Origin of the sequence: Sphingobium sp. B8D3B (genome assembly GCF_025961875.1) — a bacterium.
Lineage (GTDB): Bacteria > Pseudomonadota > Alphaproteobacteria > Sphingomonadales > Sphingomonadaceae > Sphingobium.
Genome location: NZ_JAOQON010000001.1, coordinates 1,249,482 through 1,265,183 on the forward strand (window position 1 = coordinate 1,249,482; position 15,702 = coordinate 1,265,183).

Genomic DNA, 15,702 nt, shown 5'->3' on the forward strand with positions numbered 1-15,702 from the left:
ATGCGCATCTTGATGCTCGCCGCCCTGCCCGAGGAGGCCGATGCCTTTCTGCCGGACGTGGGGGACAGGCTGGACGGCGACTGGCCGCTGGTGCGCCGCGTCGACACCGGGCGTCATCTGGTGCACATCGCGACGACCGGGATCGGCAAGGTCAACATCGCCGCCGCCGCCGCGCGGCTGCACGCGCTCCACGCAGCGGATATGCTGATGATCCTCGGGACGGCCGGCAAGCTGAGCGCCCTCGCCGGCGATTGCTTCTGGCTCGCCCGCGCCGTCCAGCATGATTATGGCGCGCGTCGCCCGGATGCCTTCGTGCACTATCCCGCTGGCGCCTGGCCGATGGGGCCTGCAAATGTCACGCCTTATGCGGCCATGCCCGATCCCGGGAGCGCCCTGCCCCATGCTTGCATCGCCAGCGGTGACGCATTCATCGAGGATGGCGCCTATGCGGCCCATCTCGTTGCTGCGCTGGAGGCCGACATCGTCGACATGGAAACCGCGGCCGTCGCCCAATATGCCGCCCAGTGCGGCCTCCCCTGGGGCGGCATCAAGGCGGTGACGGACGATGCCAATCCCGACAGCGCCGGGGATTTCCATGCCAACCTCCGCGCCGCTTCCCGCCGGGCCGCGCTTGCCATGGAACGGGTGCTCGACCTGCTTTGACCTCGCCGGACAACACGCTAGATTGCACCCACTGCATCGCCCCAACACAGAGAGACATGATGGCTCATTTTGCTGCTTCCCCCCTCCTCCTCGCCGCCACCGGCTTCTGTCTGGCCTTGCAGGGCTGCGGCGCCAAGGCCCCGGCGGGGCCGATGCCCACGCCCGAGCCCTTCGCCGAGGCGATCCTTTATGATGGCCAGGGCAACCGCACCGGTGTCGCGACGCTGGTGCCGGAAGACGGTCATATGCGCGGCAGCGTGGAGGTGACACGCGGGCTGACGCCGGGCGCGCACGGGATGCACATTCACTCCATCGGCAAATGCACCCTGCCCGATTTCGTATCGGCCGGCGGCCACCTCAACCCCGAGAGCAAGCAGCACGGCACTGAGAACCCGCAAGGCCCCCATGCCGGGGACCTGCCCATGGTGACCGCTGACGCACGCGGCGCTGCCAAGGTAACGTTCATGGCGCACACCAACATGGCAACCCTGCTGGACGATGATGGCGCGGCGCTGGTGATCCACGCAGACGCCGACGACATGCGCACCGACCCCACGGGCAATAGTGGCGGCCGAGTGATGTGCGGCGTGTTCTACCGCAAGGAATCCTGATCGCAGATCTGGGTCCGTCTCCGACCAACGCCGCAAAGGCATCGCAGCGGGCCGCAAGCCCCTTGCAATGCCCCGCGATGGCCTTATATCACTGGTCATTCGGATTGGTCGGGCATCTGCCCGCCAGTCGCCTTCCGCTACCCGGGCAAGCATGACGCGTTGCGCACGACATGCATCACATATGGGGTGACGGCGAGGTTCATATGACGCTCAAGTGCGGATCGGACAGTCCCGGCCCGCACTTTTTTGCGTGCTCGCAGCCCTCGAATCGAGGTGCGCAGACGCAGCAAAAGGCTGAATTTTCGCTGCAATGCGAAAAATATTATCGGGACCACAACACGCAGGAAGGTCAGGTATCTCTGGCATGGCAACCAAGGCTCTCCCCATCAAGCCCGGCGAAAGCGCCACCAAGCGCATCCGCAAGGTATTCGGCAACATCCACGAGGTCGTGGAAATGCCGAACCTCATCGAGGTTCAGCGCGAAAGCTATGAGCAGTTCCTGCGGTCGAATCCCGCAATCGGCTATGTGTCCGGCCTTGAGAAGACGCTGCGCAGCGTCTTCCCGATCCGCGACTTCGCCGGCACGGCCGAGCTGGACTTCGTCCACTATGAGCTGGAAGATCCCAAGTACGACACCGAGGAATGCCGTCAGCGCGGCATCACCTACGCCGCGCCGATGCGCGTCACCCTCCGCCTGATTGTCTTCGAAGTCGATCAGGACACCGAGACCCGCTCGGTTCTCGATATCAAGGAGCAGGATGTCTACATGGGCGACATGCCGCTCATGACCGGCAACGGCACCTTCATCGTCAATGGTACAGAGCGCGTCATCGTGTCCCAGATGCACCGCTCGCCGGGCGTCCTGTTCGACCATGACCGTGGCAAGACCCACTCCTCCGGCAAGTATCTCTTCGCCGCTCGCGTGATCCCGTATCGCGGTTCCTGGCTGGACTTCGAGTTCGACGCCAAGGATATCGTGAACGTGCGTATCGACCGCAAGCGCAAGCTGCCGGTCACTGCCCTGCTCTTCGCGCTTGGCCTGAACAGCGAGGAAATCCTCGGCGAGTTCTACAACAAGGTCACCTATGTGCGCGGCGAGAATGGCTGGCAAATCCCCTATACGGCGGACGCCTGGCGCGGCCTCAAGCCCACCTTCGACATCATCGACGCCAAGACCGGCGAAGTGGTGTTCGCGGCCGGGCAGAAGATCAGCCCGCGTGCGGCGCTCAAGGCCGCCAAGGACGGCCTGGAAGCGCTCGTGATCCCGACCGAGGAAGTCTATGGTCGCTACAGCGCCTATGACCTCATCAACGAGAGCACCGGCGAGATCTACATCGAAGCCGGCGACGAGGTCTCGCCCGAGAACCTCGCCAAGCTGGATGCGGCCGGTATCGACCGCCTCGAACTGCTCGACATCGACCATGTGAACACGGGTCCCTGGATCCGCAACACGCTCAAGGTCGACAAGGCCGAAGACCGCGACCACGCGCTTTCCGACATCTACCGCGTCATGCGCCCCGGCGAGCCGCCGACGCGCGAGACCGCCGAAGCCCTGTTCGAAGGCCTGTTCTTCGACGGCGAGCGCTATGACCTCTCGGCCGTGGGCCGCGTGAAGCTGAACATGCGCCTTGGCCTCGACGCCGAGGACACCATCACGACGCTGCGCCGCGAGGACATCCTCGCCGTGGTCAAGGAACTGGTGAACCTCAAGGACGGCAAGGGCGAGATCGACGACATCGACAATCTCGGCAACCGCCGCGTGCGTTCGGTCGGCGAGCTGCTGGAGAACCAGTATCGCGTCGGCCTGCTCCGCATGGAGCGTGCCGTGAAGGAGCGCATGTCCAGCGTCGACGTCTCGACGGTGATGCCGAACGACCTCATCAATGCCAAGCCCGCCGTGGCCGCAGTGCGCGAGTTCTTCGGCTCCTCGCAGCTCTCGCAGTTCATGGACCAGACCAACCCGCTCTCCGAAATCACGCACAAGCGTCGCGTTTCGGCCTTGGGCCCGGGTGGTCTCACCCGTGAGCGCGCCGGCTTCGAGGTCCGCGACGTTCACCCGACCCATTATGGCCGTATCTGCCCGATTGAGACGCCGGAAGGCCCGAACATCGGTCTGATCAACTCGCTGGCGAGCTTCTCGCGCGTCAACAAGTACGGCTTCATCGAGACGCCTTACCGCAAGGTCATCGATAACAAGGTGACGGACGAGGTCGTGTACCTCTCCGCCATGGAAGAGGCCAAGCACACGATCGCGCAGGCCAACGCCGAAGTGAACCCGGACGGCACCTTCGCCGAGGATCTCATCTCCGCCCGTGAGGCCGGCGAGTTCCTGATGGCGCCGCGCGACCACATCACGCTGATGGACGTCAGCCCCAAGCAGCTCGTTTCCGTTGCCGCATCGCTCATTCCTTTCCTGGAAAACGATGACGCCAACCGCGCGCTCATGGGATCGAACATGCAGCGTCAGGCCGTGCCGCTCGTTCAGGCCGAGGCGCCGTTCGTCGGCACCGGCATGGAAGAAACGGTTGCGCGCGACTCCGGCGCCGCCATCGCGGCCAAGCGCTCGGGCATCGTCGATCAGGTGGACGCCACCCGCATCGTGATCCGCGCCACCGAAGAGATCGAGGCCGGCAAGTCGGGCGTCGACATCTACACACTGATGAAGTTCCAGCGCTCCAACCAGGATACCTGCATCAACCAGCGTCCGCTGGTGAAGGTGGGCGAGCATGTGAAGGCCGGCGACGTGATCGCCGACGGTCCCTCGACAGAGCTGGGCGAACTGGCCCTGGGCCGCAACAGCCTCGTCGCGTTCATGCCCTGGAATGGCTACAACTACGAGGACTCCATCCTGATCTCCGAGCGGATCGTGAAGGACGACGTCTTCACCTCAATCCACATCGAGGAGTTCGAGGTGATGGCCCGCGACACCAAGCTCGGGCCGGAAGACATCACCCGCGATATCCCCAACGTCGGCGAGGAAGCCCTGCGCAACCTCGACGAGGCGGGCATTGTCTACATCGGCGCCGAGGTGGAGCCGGGCGATATTCTCGTCGGCAAGATCACGCCCAAGGGTGAAAGCCCGATGACGCCGGAAGAGAAGCTCCTCCGCGCCATCTTCGGTGAGAAGGCCAGCGATGTGCGCGACACCTCGCTTCGCCTGCCGCCGGGCGTGGCTGGTACGATCGTTGAGGTGCGCGTGTTCAACCGTCACGGCATCGACAAGGACGAGCGCGCGATGGCCATCGAGCGCGAGGAAATCGACCGTCTCGCCAAGGACCGCGAGGACGAGCGCGCGATCCTCAATCGCGCAACCTTCAACCGCCTGCGTGAGATGCTGATCGGCCAGACGGCCACGGCAGCGCCCAAGGGCGTCAAGAAGGGCGTCGACATCACCGAGGAGCTGCTCTCCGAGGTCGAGCGTCACGAGTGGTGGAAGTTCGCGGTTGCGGACGATGCCCGCCAGTCGCAGCTCGAAGCGGTCAAGACGCAGTATGACGAGGCCGTGAAGGTCATCGTCGAGAAGTTCGAGGACCGCGTCGAGAAGCTGCAGCGCGGCGACGAGCTGCCCCCGGGCGTGCTCAAGATGGTCAAGGTGTTCGTCGCGGTGAAGCGCAAGCTGCAGCCGGGCGACAAGATGGCCGGCCGTCACGGCAACAAGGGCGTCATCTCGCGCATCCTGCCGGTCGAGGACATGCCGTTCCTGGAGGATGGCACCCCGGTCGACATCGTGCTCAATCCGCTGGGCGTGCCGTCGCGCATGAACGTCGGGCAGATCTTCGAGACGCACCTTGGTTGGGCCGCCCGCGGCCTTGGCCAGCAGATCAAGCATGCCCTGCGCGACTGGCGTGAGGCCAACCCGAACGCGACCGGCGGTGAAATGCCGGAAGCGGTGAAGGAGCGTCTGCTGACCGTCTATGGCGAGGATTACGCGGACGAGATCAAGTCCCGCTCGGCTGAGCAGGTCATCGAGCTTGCCTCCAACCTGGTGACCGGCGTTCCGATCGCGACACCGGTGTTCGACGGTGCGCGTGAAGCCGACGTTTCCGCTATGCTGCAGCTGGCAGGGCTCGATACGTCGGGCCAGTCCACGCTCTATGACGGCCGGACCGGTGACGCGTTCGACCGCAAGGTGACGGTGGGCATCATCTACATGCTCAAGCTGCACCACCTTGTGGACGACAAGATCCACGCCCGTTCCATCGGCCCCTACAGCCTCGTCACCCAGCAGCCGCTGGGCGGTAAGGCCCAGTTCGGCGGTCAGCGCTTCGGTGAGATGGAGGTCTGGGCACTGCAGGCTTATGGTGCAGCCTACACGCTGCAGGAAATGCTCACGGTCAAGTCCGACGACGTGGTCGGCCGTACCAAGGTCTATGAGGCGATCGTCAAGGGTGACGACACCTTCGAGGCCGGCATTCCGGAAAGCTTCAACGTGCTCGTGAAGGAAATGCGCTCGCTCGGCCTCAATGTGGAGCTGGCGGCGCTGGAAGACCTCTCCGACAGCGATGGCGACGACGAACTGCCCGAGGCGGCGGAATAATGGGACAAGGGGCGCTGCTCGCGCGGCGCCTCTCCCCTTCGCCCCTTTACGAACTTCAGCCCTCTGCAGGGAATTGAGACATGAACGAACTGACCACCTTCGCCAATCCGATGGCCAAGCCGGAAACCTTCGACCAGATCCAGATCGGCATTGCGTCGCCCGAGCGCATCCGCAGCTGGTCCTTCGGCGAGATCAAGAAGCCGGAGACGATCAACTATCGCACGTTCAAGCCCGAGCGTGACGGCCTGTTCTGCGCGCGCATCTTCGGCCCGATCAAGGACTATGAGTGCCTGTGCGGCAAGTACAAGCGCATGAAGTACAAGGGCATCGTCTGCGAAAAGTGCGGCGTGGAAGTGACCGTTTCCAAGGTCCGCCGCGAGCGCATGGGCCATATCGAGCTGGCCGCGCCGGTTGCCCACATCTGGTTCCTCAAGTCGCTGCCTTCGCGCATCGGCCTGCTGCTCGACATGCAGCTCAAGCAGCTTGAGCGCGTCCTCTACTTCGAGAGCTACATCGTCATCGAGCCGGGCCTCACGCCGCTGGAGAAGTATCAGCTTCTCAACGAGGACGAGCTGGTCGAGGCGCAGGACGAATATGGCGAAGACGCCTTCTCCGCCGGTATCGGCGCCGAGGCGGTCAAGCAGATGCTCATGGACCTCGATCTCGAGGGCGAGCAGAAGGCGCTGATGGAAGAGCTGGCGACGACCAAGTCGGAGCTGAAGCCCAAGAAGATCATCAAGCGCCTCAAGGTCGTGGAAAGCTTCATCGATTCCGGCAACCGCCCGGAATGGATGATTCTCGACGTGGTGCCGGTAATTCCGCCCGAACTGCGCCCGCTGGTGCCGCTGGACGGCGGCCGCTTCGCGACCTCGGACCTCAACGATCTCTATCGTCGCGTCATCAACCGCAACAACCGCTTGAAGCGCCTGATGGAGCTGCGCGCGCCGGACATCATCGTCCGCAACGAAAAGCGCATGCTGCAGGAAGCCGTTGACGCCCTGTTCGACAACGGCCGTCGCGGCCGTGTCATCACCGGTGCCAACAAGCGTCCGCTCAAGTCGCTCTCCGACATGCTCAAGGGAAAGCAGGGCCGCTTCCGTCAGAACCTGCTCGGCAAGCGCGTCGACTATTCCGGTCGTTCGGTCATCGTGACCGGTCCGGAGCTCAAGCTGCACCAGTGCGGCCTGCCCAAGAAGATGGCGCTCGAGCTGTTCAAGCCGTTCATCTACGCCCGCCTCGACGCCAAGGGTCTCTCCATGACCCTCAAGCAGGCGAAGAAGTGGGTCGAGAAGGAACGCAAGGAAGTCTGGGACATCCTCGATGAGGTGATCCGCGAGCACCCTGTGCTGCTGAACCGCGCTCCGACGCTCCACCGCCTCGGCATCCAGGCGTTCGAGCCCGTGCTGATCGAGGGCAAGGCCATCCAGCTCCACCCGCTGGTCTGCGCCGCGTTCAACGCCGACTTCGACGGTGACCAGATGGCCGTCCACGTTCCGCTGAGCCTTGAGGCCCAGCTGGAAGCGCGCGTGCTGATGATGTCCACCAACAACATCCTCTCGCCCGCCAACGGCAAGCCGATCATCGTGCCCTCGCAGGACATGGTGCTGGGTATCTATTATCTGTCGATGGAGCTGGCCGGCGAGCCGGGCGAAGGCATGATCCTCGCCGACATGCAGGAGGTCCACCAGGCCCTCTTCGCCAAGGCGGTGACGCTGCACAGCAAGATCATCAGCCGCGTGCCGCAGACGGACGAGAATGGCGAGACCTACATGCGCCGCGTGGAAACCACGCCGGGCCGTATGCTGATCGGCGAGTGCCTCCCCAAGAGCCACAAGGTGCCGTTCGACGCCGTCAACCGCCTGCTCACCAAGAAGGACGTGGGCGACGTTATCGACGAGGTCTATCGTCACACTGGCCAGAAGGACACGGTGCTGTTTGCCGACGCCATCATGGCGCTGGGCTTCCGCCACGCGTTCCAGGCCGGCATCTCGTTCGGCAAGGACGACATGATCATTCCGGACAGCAAGGTGGCTCTGGTCGATGAGACCAAGGCGCTGGTGGCCGACTATGAGCAGCAGTATCAGGACGGCCTGATCACCCAGCAGGAAAAGTACAACAAGGTGATCGACGCCTGGTCGGGCTGCGGTGACCGTGTGGCCAACGCCATGATGGACGAGATTCGCTCGATGCCGCAGGACCCGGATACGGGCCGCCTGAAGCCGATCAACTCGATCTACATGATGAGCCACTCGGGTGCCCGTGGTTCCCCGGCGCAGATGAAGCAGCTGGCCGGTATGCGCGGCCTGATGGCCAAGCCGTCGGGCGAGATCATCGAAACGCCGATCATCTCGAACTTCAAGGAAGGCCTGACCGTTCTTGAATATTTCAACTCGACGCACGGCGCCCGTAAGGGTCTGGCCGACACGGCGCTTAAGACGGCGAACTCGGGTTACCTGACCCGCCGTCTGGTCGACGTGAGCCAGGACTGCACCATCGTCGAGGTGGATTGCGGCACGCAGAAGGCGCTGGAGATGAAGGCCATCATCCAGGGCGGCAGCGTGATCGCATCGCTCGGCGAGCGCGTGCTCGGTCGCACCACGGCCGAGGACATTGTGGACAGCAAGGATGGCTCGGTCATCGTCCCCGAGGGCGAGCTGCTGGACGAGGCGATGGTCGCCAAGATCGAGGCCATCGGCGTTCAGGCGGTCAAGATCCGCTCGCCGCTGATCTGCGAATCCAAGATGGGCGTGTGCGCCAAGTGCTACGGGCGTGACCTCGCCCGCGGTACGCCGGTGAACATCGGTGAGGCTGTCGGCGTAATCGCCGCCCAGTCGATCGGTGAGCCGGGCACGCAGCTGACGATGCGGACCTTCCACATCGGCGGTGCCGCCCAGCTCAACGAGCAGTCCAACCTCGAGGCCGTCTCCGACGGTTCGATCGAACTGCGCGACATGCCGACCATCACGGACAAGCATGGCCGTAACCTGTCGCTGGCCCGCAATGGCGAACTGGCGATCATCGACGATGAAGGCCGCGAGCGTGCGGTCCATCGCCTGCCTTATGGTGCCGCCATCCTGTTCAAGCATGGCGCCAAGGTGAAGCAGGGCGACCGCATCGCTGAGTGGGATCCGTTCACGCAGCCGGTGATCACCGAGAAGCCGGGTATCGTGAAGTATCAGGACCTGATCGACGGCAAGACGCTGACCGAACAGGCGGACGAGGCCACCGGCATCACGCAGCGCGTGGTGACTGAATATCGTGCCCCCTCCCGTTCCAAGGACGATCTGCGTCCGCGCCTGACCCTGCTGGACGATGCCTCCGGCGAGGCAGCGCGCTACCTTCTGGCACCGGGCGCGACGCTCTCGGTCGAGGATGGTGCGCAGGTGCAGGCCGGTGACGTGCTGGCCCGTGTCTCCCGCGAGGCTGCCAAGACCCGCGACATCACGGGCGGTCTGCCGCGCGTGGCGGAGCTGTTCGAGGCGCGCAAGCCCAAGGACAATGCGATCATCGCACGGGTCTCGGGCCGCGTTCAGTTCCTCAAGGACTATAAGGCCAAGCGCAAGATCGCGATCCTCCCCGAGGATGGCGGCGAGCCGGTCGAGTATCTGATCCCCAAGAGCAAGGTGATCGACGTTCAGGAAGGCGACTACGTGAAGCGTGGCGACAACCTGATCGGCGGTTCGCCCGATCCCCACGACATTCTCGAAGTGCTCGGCATCGAGCCGCTTTCGGAATATATGGTCGCGGAGATCCAGGAGGTCTATCGACTGCAGGGCGTGAAGATCAACGACAAGCACATCGAGGTGATCGTTCGCCAGATGCTGCAGAAGGTTGAGATCACCGACGGCGGCGACACCACGCTGCTGGCAGGCGAGCAGGTCGATCGCGAGGAAATGGACGAAGTGAACGCCCGCCTCGCGCCCGGCCAGCAGCCGGCCTTCGGCAAGCCCGTGCTCCTCGGCATCACCAAGGCGTCGCTGCAGACCCGCAGCTTCATCTCGGCTGCCTCCTTCCAGGAAACGACCCGCGTCCTCACCGAGGCGGCCGTTCAGGGCAAGAAGGACACGCTGATCGGCCTCAAGGAGAATGTGATCGTCGGGCGTCTGATCCCGGCCGGCACCGGCTCCTCGATGAACCGGATGCGGATCGCCGCGAACAGCCGCGACGCGGCACTGCGTGCTGCCATGCGGGTCGCCAACGAGGTTCACCTCGTGGCACCGCAGACCGCCGCAGAAGAGCATGAGGCCGAACTGCGCCAGCCCGTGGAAGCCGCCATCGGCGACGATCCGCTCGGCAAGGTGCAGGGTGAGGACTTCACCACCGAGGACATGAACTAAGCATCAGGTCCTTTCAGGAAGAAAATAGAGAGGCCCGCCGGAGCGATCCGGCGGGCCTTTTGCTTGGATGTCCGACGCGATATCCTGTGGCATCGACTCCCTTGGCCGCAGGACACATGATGCTGAAACTGAGGCTCTGCTGCCTTGCCCTAACCTTGGGCGCCCTCGCCCTCTCTGCCAGTGGCGCGCTGGGACAGACCAATCCCTATCAGGAGGATGCCCGTGCACTTCCGGGCATCATCGCGGAAACCTATGCCTATCCCGAGCGCCTTGCAGGCGGCGAATATCGCCTGCCCTCCCGGCTCCAGGCGGAAGCCGAGGCGGTCCGCGATGAGGATGGCCTCATCCGCCTTGCAGAACGCGCCCTCATGGTTCTCGCCGACCATCATGCAATCACGGGGGCCTCCTTCTCCAACAGCTGGGCGGTTTTCCCAAGCTATGGCGACCTGTGGATCGAGCGGCGCGGCGCTGGCTATCGTATTGAGCAGGTCCGGGCCGGCAGCCCGGCGGAACAGGCCGGTGTGCAAGCCGGCGACGAGCTGATCGCCATTGCCGGAACGCCTGTACAGGCAGCGGTCGACGCGTTCTGGACCGACCTCGGCGTCGCGCCGGGCGAAGGCGATGCCGGCTATGCCGCGCGCGTGCTCGCGGCGGGCCGTCGCGACCGGCCGCGACAGCTGACCGTGAAGGCCGGCGGCAGGTCACCGCGCACGGTAGAATTACCCAACCTGTACGCCCTCAAGCATCGGGACATGCCGCCGCTCTCGGTTGCCGAGGACGCCCGCGGCGCGGCGATCATCCGCTTTCACGATTCCCTCGGGCGCGATGACACGATCCCAGCCTTCGATGCGGCCATGGCGGCGCTGACTCCGGGCAAGCCGATCATCCTCGACCTGACGGACACTGCTAGCGGCGGCAATACGACGGTCGCGCGGGCGATCATGGGCTGGTTCGTCACCCAGCCCACCGCCTATCAAATTCACAACCTGCCCGTGGAACAGCGCGAGACCGGCATTGCGCGGCAGTGGATCGAGCAGGTGCTGCCACGGGCGGGGAAGCACCATGCCGGCGCCCTCAGTGTGCGGGTGTCACGCTGGACCGGGAGCATGGGCGAAGGCCTGGCGATAGGCCTGCATGCCATAGGCGCGCGCGTGCAAGGCAGCAGGATGGCGGGGCTCCTGGGCGCGATCTACGATCATGCGTTGCCCAAATCCGGCGTGATCATCAAATTGCCGACCGAGCGCCTGTACGCTGTCGATGGAACGCCGAGGGAAGCTTTCCAGCCCGAGCCGATCCCGATGGATACAGCGCGCTGACGGTCAGCATGATGGGGGCGCGGCCAGGCCTCCGTCGGCGTTCCTGACAAAGAAAAAGGCCCCGAAAACCGGAGCCTTCCTCTGAAACCTTGGGTGGAGCCCGCTCAGTTCTTCTTGAGCGTGAGGCCACCGAAGCGCTTGTTGAACTGGGCAACGCGGCCGCCCTGATCGAGCTGGCGCTGACCGCCGGTCCATGCCGGGTGCGACGTCGGGTCGATTTCCAGCGTCATCGTGTCGCCTTCCTTGCCCCAGGTCGAGCGAGTCTGGAAGCTGGTCCCGTCCGTCATCTGCACGGTGATGAGGTGATATTCGGGATGCGTGTCTTTTTTCATGTGTCGGCTCCTGAAATGACCGGTTTCCGACCGGTCCGGGGCGTTAGGGAAGCGCGGCCCTTAGCGGGAAAGGGCCGGCTTGGCAAGGCTCTGCGGGGCTTGTGTCCCGCTCAGTCCTTCGGCGGATCGGCGATCATCGCGACGCAGTTTGTTTCTGCGCACAATTTGCCGTCGATGCTGGCCTTGCCGGAGAATTTGCAGACCGAACCGCGCAGCTGCGTGAACTCGACATGGAGGTCCAGCAGATGCCCCGGCTCGACAGGCGCACGAAACTTCGCGCCCTCGATGGTCATGAAATAAACGAGCTTGCCCGTGCCGGCGAGCCCGAGGGACTCGACGGCGAGGATGCCGGCGGCCTGGGCAATCGCCTCGACGATGAGCACGCCCGGCATGATCGGACGCCCGGGGAAATGCCCCTGGAAGAACTGCTCGTTCATCGACACGGCCTTGACCGCGTGGATCGAGGTCTTGGGAACCATCGAGACCACACGGTCGACCAGCAGCAACGGGTAACGATGCGGCAAGGCTGCCAGCACGCCACGGATATCGAGTCCGCCGCTCTGTTCAGCCCCTGTGCTTTCCGCTTCGCTCATCGGTGATTAGCGCCCTTCGCCAGCTGTCGGCGTGCGCGCAGCCGGCGCTGCAGCGGCAGGCTGCTGCTGCTGACCACCGGGCTGCCAACCCTGCGGCGGCGTGATGCTGACGGACGGGACCAGTGCGTTAATCTCCTGCACGAGCAGACGGGTGACGTCCGCCGTGGGCTGGAAGGCTTCTGCAGCTTCAGCCTTCACCAGCAGGTCGATCTTGTTCTTGGTCATCACGTTGCGCATGGCCTCGGGCAGCTTGGCGCCGATCTGCTCGAGCACATAGGCGCGGGCGAGCTGGAGCGGCTGCTCGAGACGCTGCAGTTCGGCCTGCGCTTCCTGCGCGCGACGCTGTAGCTCGTTATACTGGTTCTGCAGGGTGGTCTGCGTGGCAGCGGGCGGGTTCTGGCCAGCGGCCTGAGCCGCGGTCTGCAGCGCCGTCTGCTTCTGCTGGATCTCGGTCTGCAGCGCGGTGCGACGCGTGTTGATCTGGTCGATATTCGACTTGTAGGTCACCTGCATCTGCTGGCTGGCCGTGGTGGCCGCGCTGGACTGGCCAATCGCCTCGTCGATGTTCACGACGGCAATCGCCTGCTTGACCTGTGCGGAAACCGGCGCGGAAACGCTGAGAGCCGCGACCGATGCCGTTGCGAGCGCAACAGCGGAAAAGATGGAGTTACGCATCAGAATTGTGTCCCTATGTTGAAGGTTACAAGCTTGGTATCATCGCCTTCGACCTTCACCAGGGCCTTGGCGATATCGATCCGGAACGGACCGAAGGGCGAGTTCCAGTTCACGCCGAAACCGACCGAAACGCGCGGTTTGGGGCTGTCGCCGAGGAAGACTTCCTTGAAGCCGCCTGCGGGGAATGTCCGAAGCGATGTCCCGCTCGGGCATGATGCTCCGTCTGGAATGGATGTCGTGGTGTTCGCAGAGCTGTCATCACACTGCCGAAGACCACTGGCATCGCGGATCGGAATATTCTGGTACGCGGGGAGGTCTAAAAGATCCGGCCGACGAACGCCAAAAACTGCACCGGCATCGACGAAGACAGACGGACGCAGGCCCATGTCACGCGCGCCAGCGCCGAGCGGAATTTCGATCTCAAAGTGGGTAAGGTAATAAGCGCGGCCACCCAGAGCGTCGTCTGACCATTGGTCGCGATTCTCGCTCAGTTGCGAGGTAAGATTTCCGTTCGCATCCGCCACATAAGGCTTGCGAATGATACGCGGCCCCACGCCGCGAATATCGAAGCCACGCAATTGCGGCTCGCCCAGGAAGAAGCGGTCCACGAGCCGGACGGGGTCGGAATTCGGCCCAGCGCCATCCTCGAACGAATGGATGTAGCCAGCCTCGCCCTTCACCGAGAAGATGAAGCCGCCGCCGAGCGGCCAGTATTTATCGGCCGAGAGGCGGTTGCGAAGGTAACGCACGTTACCGCCCAGACCGGCGAAATCCTGACTGAATGTGATGCTGTGCCCGCGCGTCGGACGGATGCGGTTGTCCCGCATGTCGTAGATCAACGAATAGCCGATCGACGACGTGGTGCGCTTGCCAATGGCGTCGCACAGATACTGGCTTGCGCGCAGAGGGTCGCACTGGAAGTTGCCGGCTTGCTGCCGGTCGGAATAATAATTGGCCTTGTCCAGCGTCACGTCCTCGAACGAGAGGCCGTAGCGCAGCGCCAGCGAGAGATATTCGGTAATCGGCAAACCGGCACGCAGCTGGAAGCCGGTGCGGACTTGGCTGTACAACGTGTTGCGGTCATTACCGGACAGGTAGTTGAACGAGTTCGTATCCTGCCGGAAGATATCGCCGCCCAGCGCGATGTTCTTGTCCAGGAAGTAGGGCTCGGTGAAGCCGACGTTCACGGACTTCGAGTAGCTCGAATAATTGACCGAGGTTCGCAGTTCCTGGCCCATGCCGCGGAAGTTGCGCTGCGTGACCGACGCCGAGAGGATGAAGCGCTCAAGGCTGGAGAAACCAGCGGAAAGCTGAAGCTCGCCGGTCGCCTTTTCCTCGACATTGGTTTCCAGCACGATGCGGTCGGGCGCGGAACCAGGCTTCTGGTCAATCTCCAGACGCTCCTGGAAGAAGCCCAGCGAGTTGATCCGATCCTGCGAGCGGCGGACCTGGAAGGTGTTGAACGCGTCGCCCTCATGCAGACGGAACTCGCGGCGGACCACCTTGTCCTGCGTCAGCGTGTTGCCGTTGATATCGATCCGCTCGACATAGACGCGCGGCGCGTTGGCGATACGGAAGGTGATGCCCATGGTGAGGTCTTCGCGGCTGCGATTGAACTCGGGCTGCACGTCAGCGAAAGCGTAGCCGAACAGACCGGCCGTCTGGTTGAGCTGCTCGACCGTGTCTTCCACGGCCTTGGCGTTGTACCAGTCGCCCTTCTTCATCCGCAGCGAGCGGGACAGTCCCTCGGAGCTGAGATCGCGAATATCGCTTTGCACGGTCACGTCGCCGAACTTGTAGCGGTCGCCTTCCTCCACCACATAGGTGATGATGAAGTCTTGCTTGTTCGAGGTCAGCTCGGCAACGGCCGACACGACGCGGAAATCGGCATAGCCCTGCGTCAGGTAAAACTGGCGGACCTTCTGCTGGTCATAGGCCAGCCGGTCGGGATCGTAAGTGGTGCCGGACGAGAAGACGCGGAACCAGCGCGACTGCTTAGTCGCCATCTCGCTGCGCAGCTGCCCATCGGAGAATTTGTCGTTGCCGATGATGTTGATCTGGCGGACCTTGGATTTTGGCCCTTCCGTGATTTCGTAGACGATGTCGACGCGGTTCTGGTCCAGCTGGACCAGCTTGGGATCGACAACCGCTGCAAACCGGCCCTGGCGACGATACAGCTCGATGATCCGGGCGACGTCCGCGCGCACCTTGGAGCGCGTGTAGATCTGCCGCGGCGCCATGCGGATTTCGGGGAGGATCTTGTCGTCCTTGAGGCGCTTGTTGCCCTCCAGCACGATGCGGTTGATGACCGGGTTCTCGGTCACCTGAATGGTGAGCGCGCCCTGATTGTCGCGGATCTGCACATCCGAGAACAGTTCGCTGGCGTAAAGCTCGCGCAGCGCCTCGTCGAGCGTCTCGCGGGTGTATTTGTTGCCGATCCGCAGCTTGGTGTAGGAGAGGACCGTGTCCGCCTCGAGGCGCTGGGCACCTTCCACCGTGATGGCGGAGATGGTGCGCTCTTCGGCGGTCACCGGCTGAACCGCAGGCGCGGCAGGCAGCGCGGGGGCCGGCTGCGCCGCAGCGCTCCCGGTGGCCTGTGCCATCGCCGGCACGGAGCCAAAGCCCGCCAGGATGGTGC

The 15,702-nt window shown here is 63.8% G+C and carries 9 protein-coding genes; 5 read left to right on the forward strand and 4 right to left on the reverse strand.

Features of this window, described 5'->3' with window-relative positions:
* The 5 genes from M2343_RS05840 (at position 1) to M2343_RS05860 (ending at position 11,464) form a co-directional block, all read left to right on the forward strand.
* Complete coding sequence (locus M2343_RS05840; protein ID WP_264575943.1) at positions 1–663, forward strand: purine phosphorylase; 663 nt, start codon at positions 1–3, stop codon at positions 661–663.
* 56 nt (positions 664–719) lie between these two features.
* Positions 720–1,274: a superoxide dismutase family protein gene (locus M2343_RS05845; protein ID WP_264575944.1), complete on the forward strand. Its 555-nt coding sequence runs from the start codon at positions 720–722 to the stop codon at positions 1,272–1,274.
* A 364-nt stretch (positions 1,275–1,638) separates the two neighbouring features.
* Positions 1,639–5,811, forward strand: a complete 4,173-nt coding sequence (rpoB, locus tag M2343_RS05850; protein WP_181559467.1) for a DNA-directed RNA polymerase subunit beta — start codon at positions 1,639–1,641, stop codon at positions 5,809–5,811.
* An 80-nt stretch (positions 5,812–5,891) separates the two neighbouring features.
* Complete coding sequence (rpoC, locus tag M2343_RS05855; protein ID WP_264575945.1) at positions 5,892–10,148, forward strand: DNA-directed RNA polymerase subunit beta'; 4,257 nt, start codon at positions 5,892–5,894, stop codon at positions 10,146–10,148.
* Positions 10,149–10,267: 119 nt separating this feature from the next.
* The gene (locus M2343_RS05860) at positions 10,268–11,464 is read left to right on the forward strand and encodes a S41 family peptidase (protein WP_264603870.1); all 1,197 of its coding nucleotides are present in this window, start codon (positions 10,268–10,270) and stop codon (positions 11,462–11,464) included.
* Positions 11,465–11,568: 104 nt separating this feature from the next.
* Here the strand turns inward: M2343_RS05860 and rpmE are convergent, their stop codons facing one another.
* The 4 genes from rpmE to bamA all read right to left on the reverse strand — a co-directional run bounded on the left by rpmE (position 11,569) and on the right by bamA (position 15,667).
* Complete coding sequence (gene rpmE, locus M2343_RS05865) at positions 11,569–11,796, reverse strand: 50S ribosomal protein L31 (RefSeq protein ID WP_181559464.1); 228 nt, start codon at positions 11,794–11,796, stop codon at positions 11,569–11,571.
* Positions 11,797–11,906: 110 nt separating this feature from the next.
* Complete coding sequence (fabZ, locus tag M2343_RS05870) at positions 11,907–12,389, reverse strand: 3-hydroxyacyl-ACP dehydratase FabZ (protein WP_264575947.1); 483 nt, start codon at positions 12,387–12,389, stop codon at positions 11,907–11,909.
* Positions 12,390–12,395: 6 nt separating this feature from the next.
* On the reverse strand, positions 12,396–13,064 hold the full coding sequence (locus tag M2343_RS05875; protein WP_264575948.1) for an OmpH family outer membrane protein: 669 nt from the start codon (positions 13,062–13,064) through the stop codon (positions 12,396–12,398).
* Positions 13,064–15,667 carry an outer membrane protein assembly factor BamA gene (bamA, locus tag M2343_RS05880; protein ID WP_413716041.1) on the reverse strand — a complete coding sequence of 868 codons (2,604 nt, stop codon included), beginning with the start codon at positions 15,665–15,667 and terminating at the stop codon, positions 13,064–13,066. The genes M2343_RS05875 and bamA overlap by 1 nt, the downstream gene beginning before the upstream one ends.
* Between the last annotated feature and the right edge of the window lie 35 nt (positions 15,668–15,702).

Bases quoted from the DNA above. Each gene is read 5' to 3' on its own strand.
- M2343_RS05845 (WP_264575944.1), top strand. From the start codon at position 720: ATGATGGCTCATTTTGCTGCTTCCCCCCTCCTCCTCGCCGCCACCGGC.
- M2343_RS05875 (WP_264575948.1), bottom strand. From the start codon at position 13,064: ATGCGTAACTCCATCTTTTCCGCTGTTGCGCTCGCAACGGCATCGGTC.
- fabZ (WP_264575947.1), bottom strand. From the start codon at position 12,389: ATGAGCGAAGCGGAAAGCACAGGGGCTGAACAGAGCGGCGGACTCGAT.
- rpoC (WP_264575945.1), top strand. From the start codon at position 5,892: ATGAACGAACTGACCACCTTCGCCAATCCGATGGCCAAGCCGGAAACC.
- M2343_RS05840 (WP_264575943.1), top strand. From the start codon at position 1: ATGCGCATCTTGATGCTCGCCGCCCTGCCCGAGGAGGCCGATGCCTTT.
- bamA (WP_413716041.1), bottom strand. From the start codon at position 15,667: ATGGCACAGGCCACCGGGAGCGCTGCGGCGCAGCCGGCCCCCGCGCTG.
- rpmE (WP_181559464.1), bottom strand. From the start codon at position 11,796: ATGAAAAAAGACACGCATCCCGAATATCACCTCATCACCGTGCAGATG.
- M2343_RS05860 (WP_264603870.1), top strand. From the start codon at position 10,268: ATGCTGAAACTGAGGCTCTGCTGCCTTGCCCTAACCTTGGGCGCCCTC.
- rpoB (WP_181559467.1), top strand. From the start codon at position 1,639: ATGGCAACCAAGGCTCTCCCCATCAAGCCCGGCGAAAGCGCCACCAAG.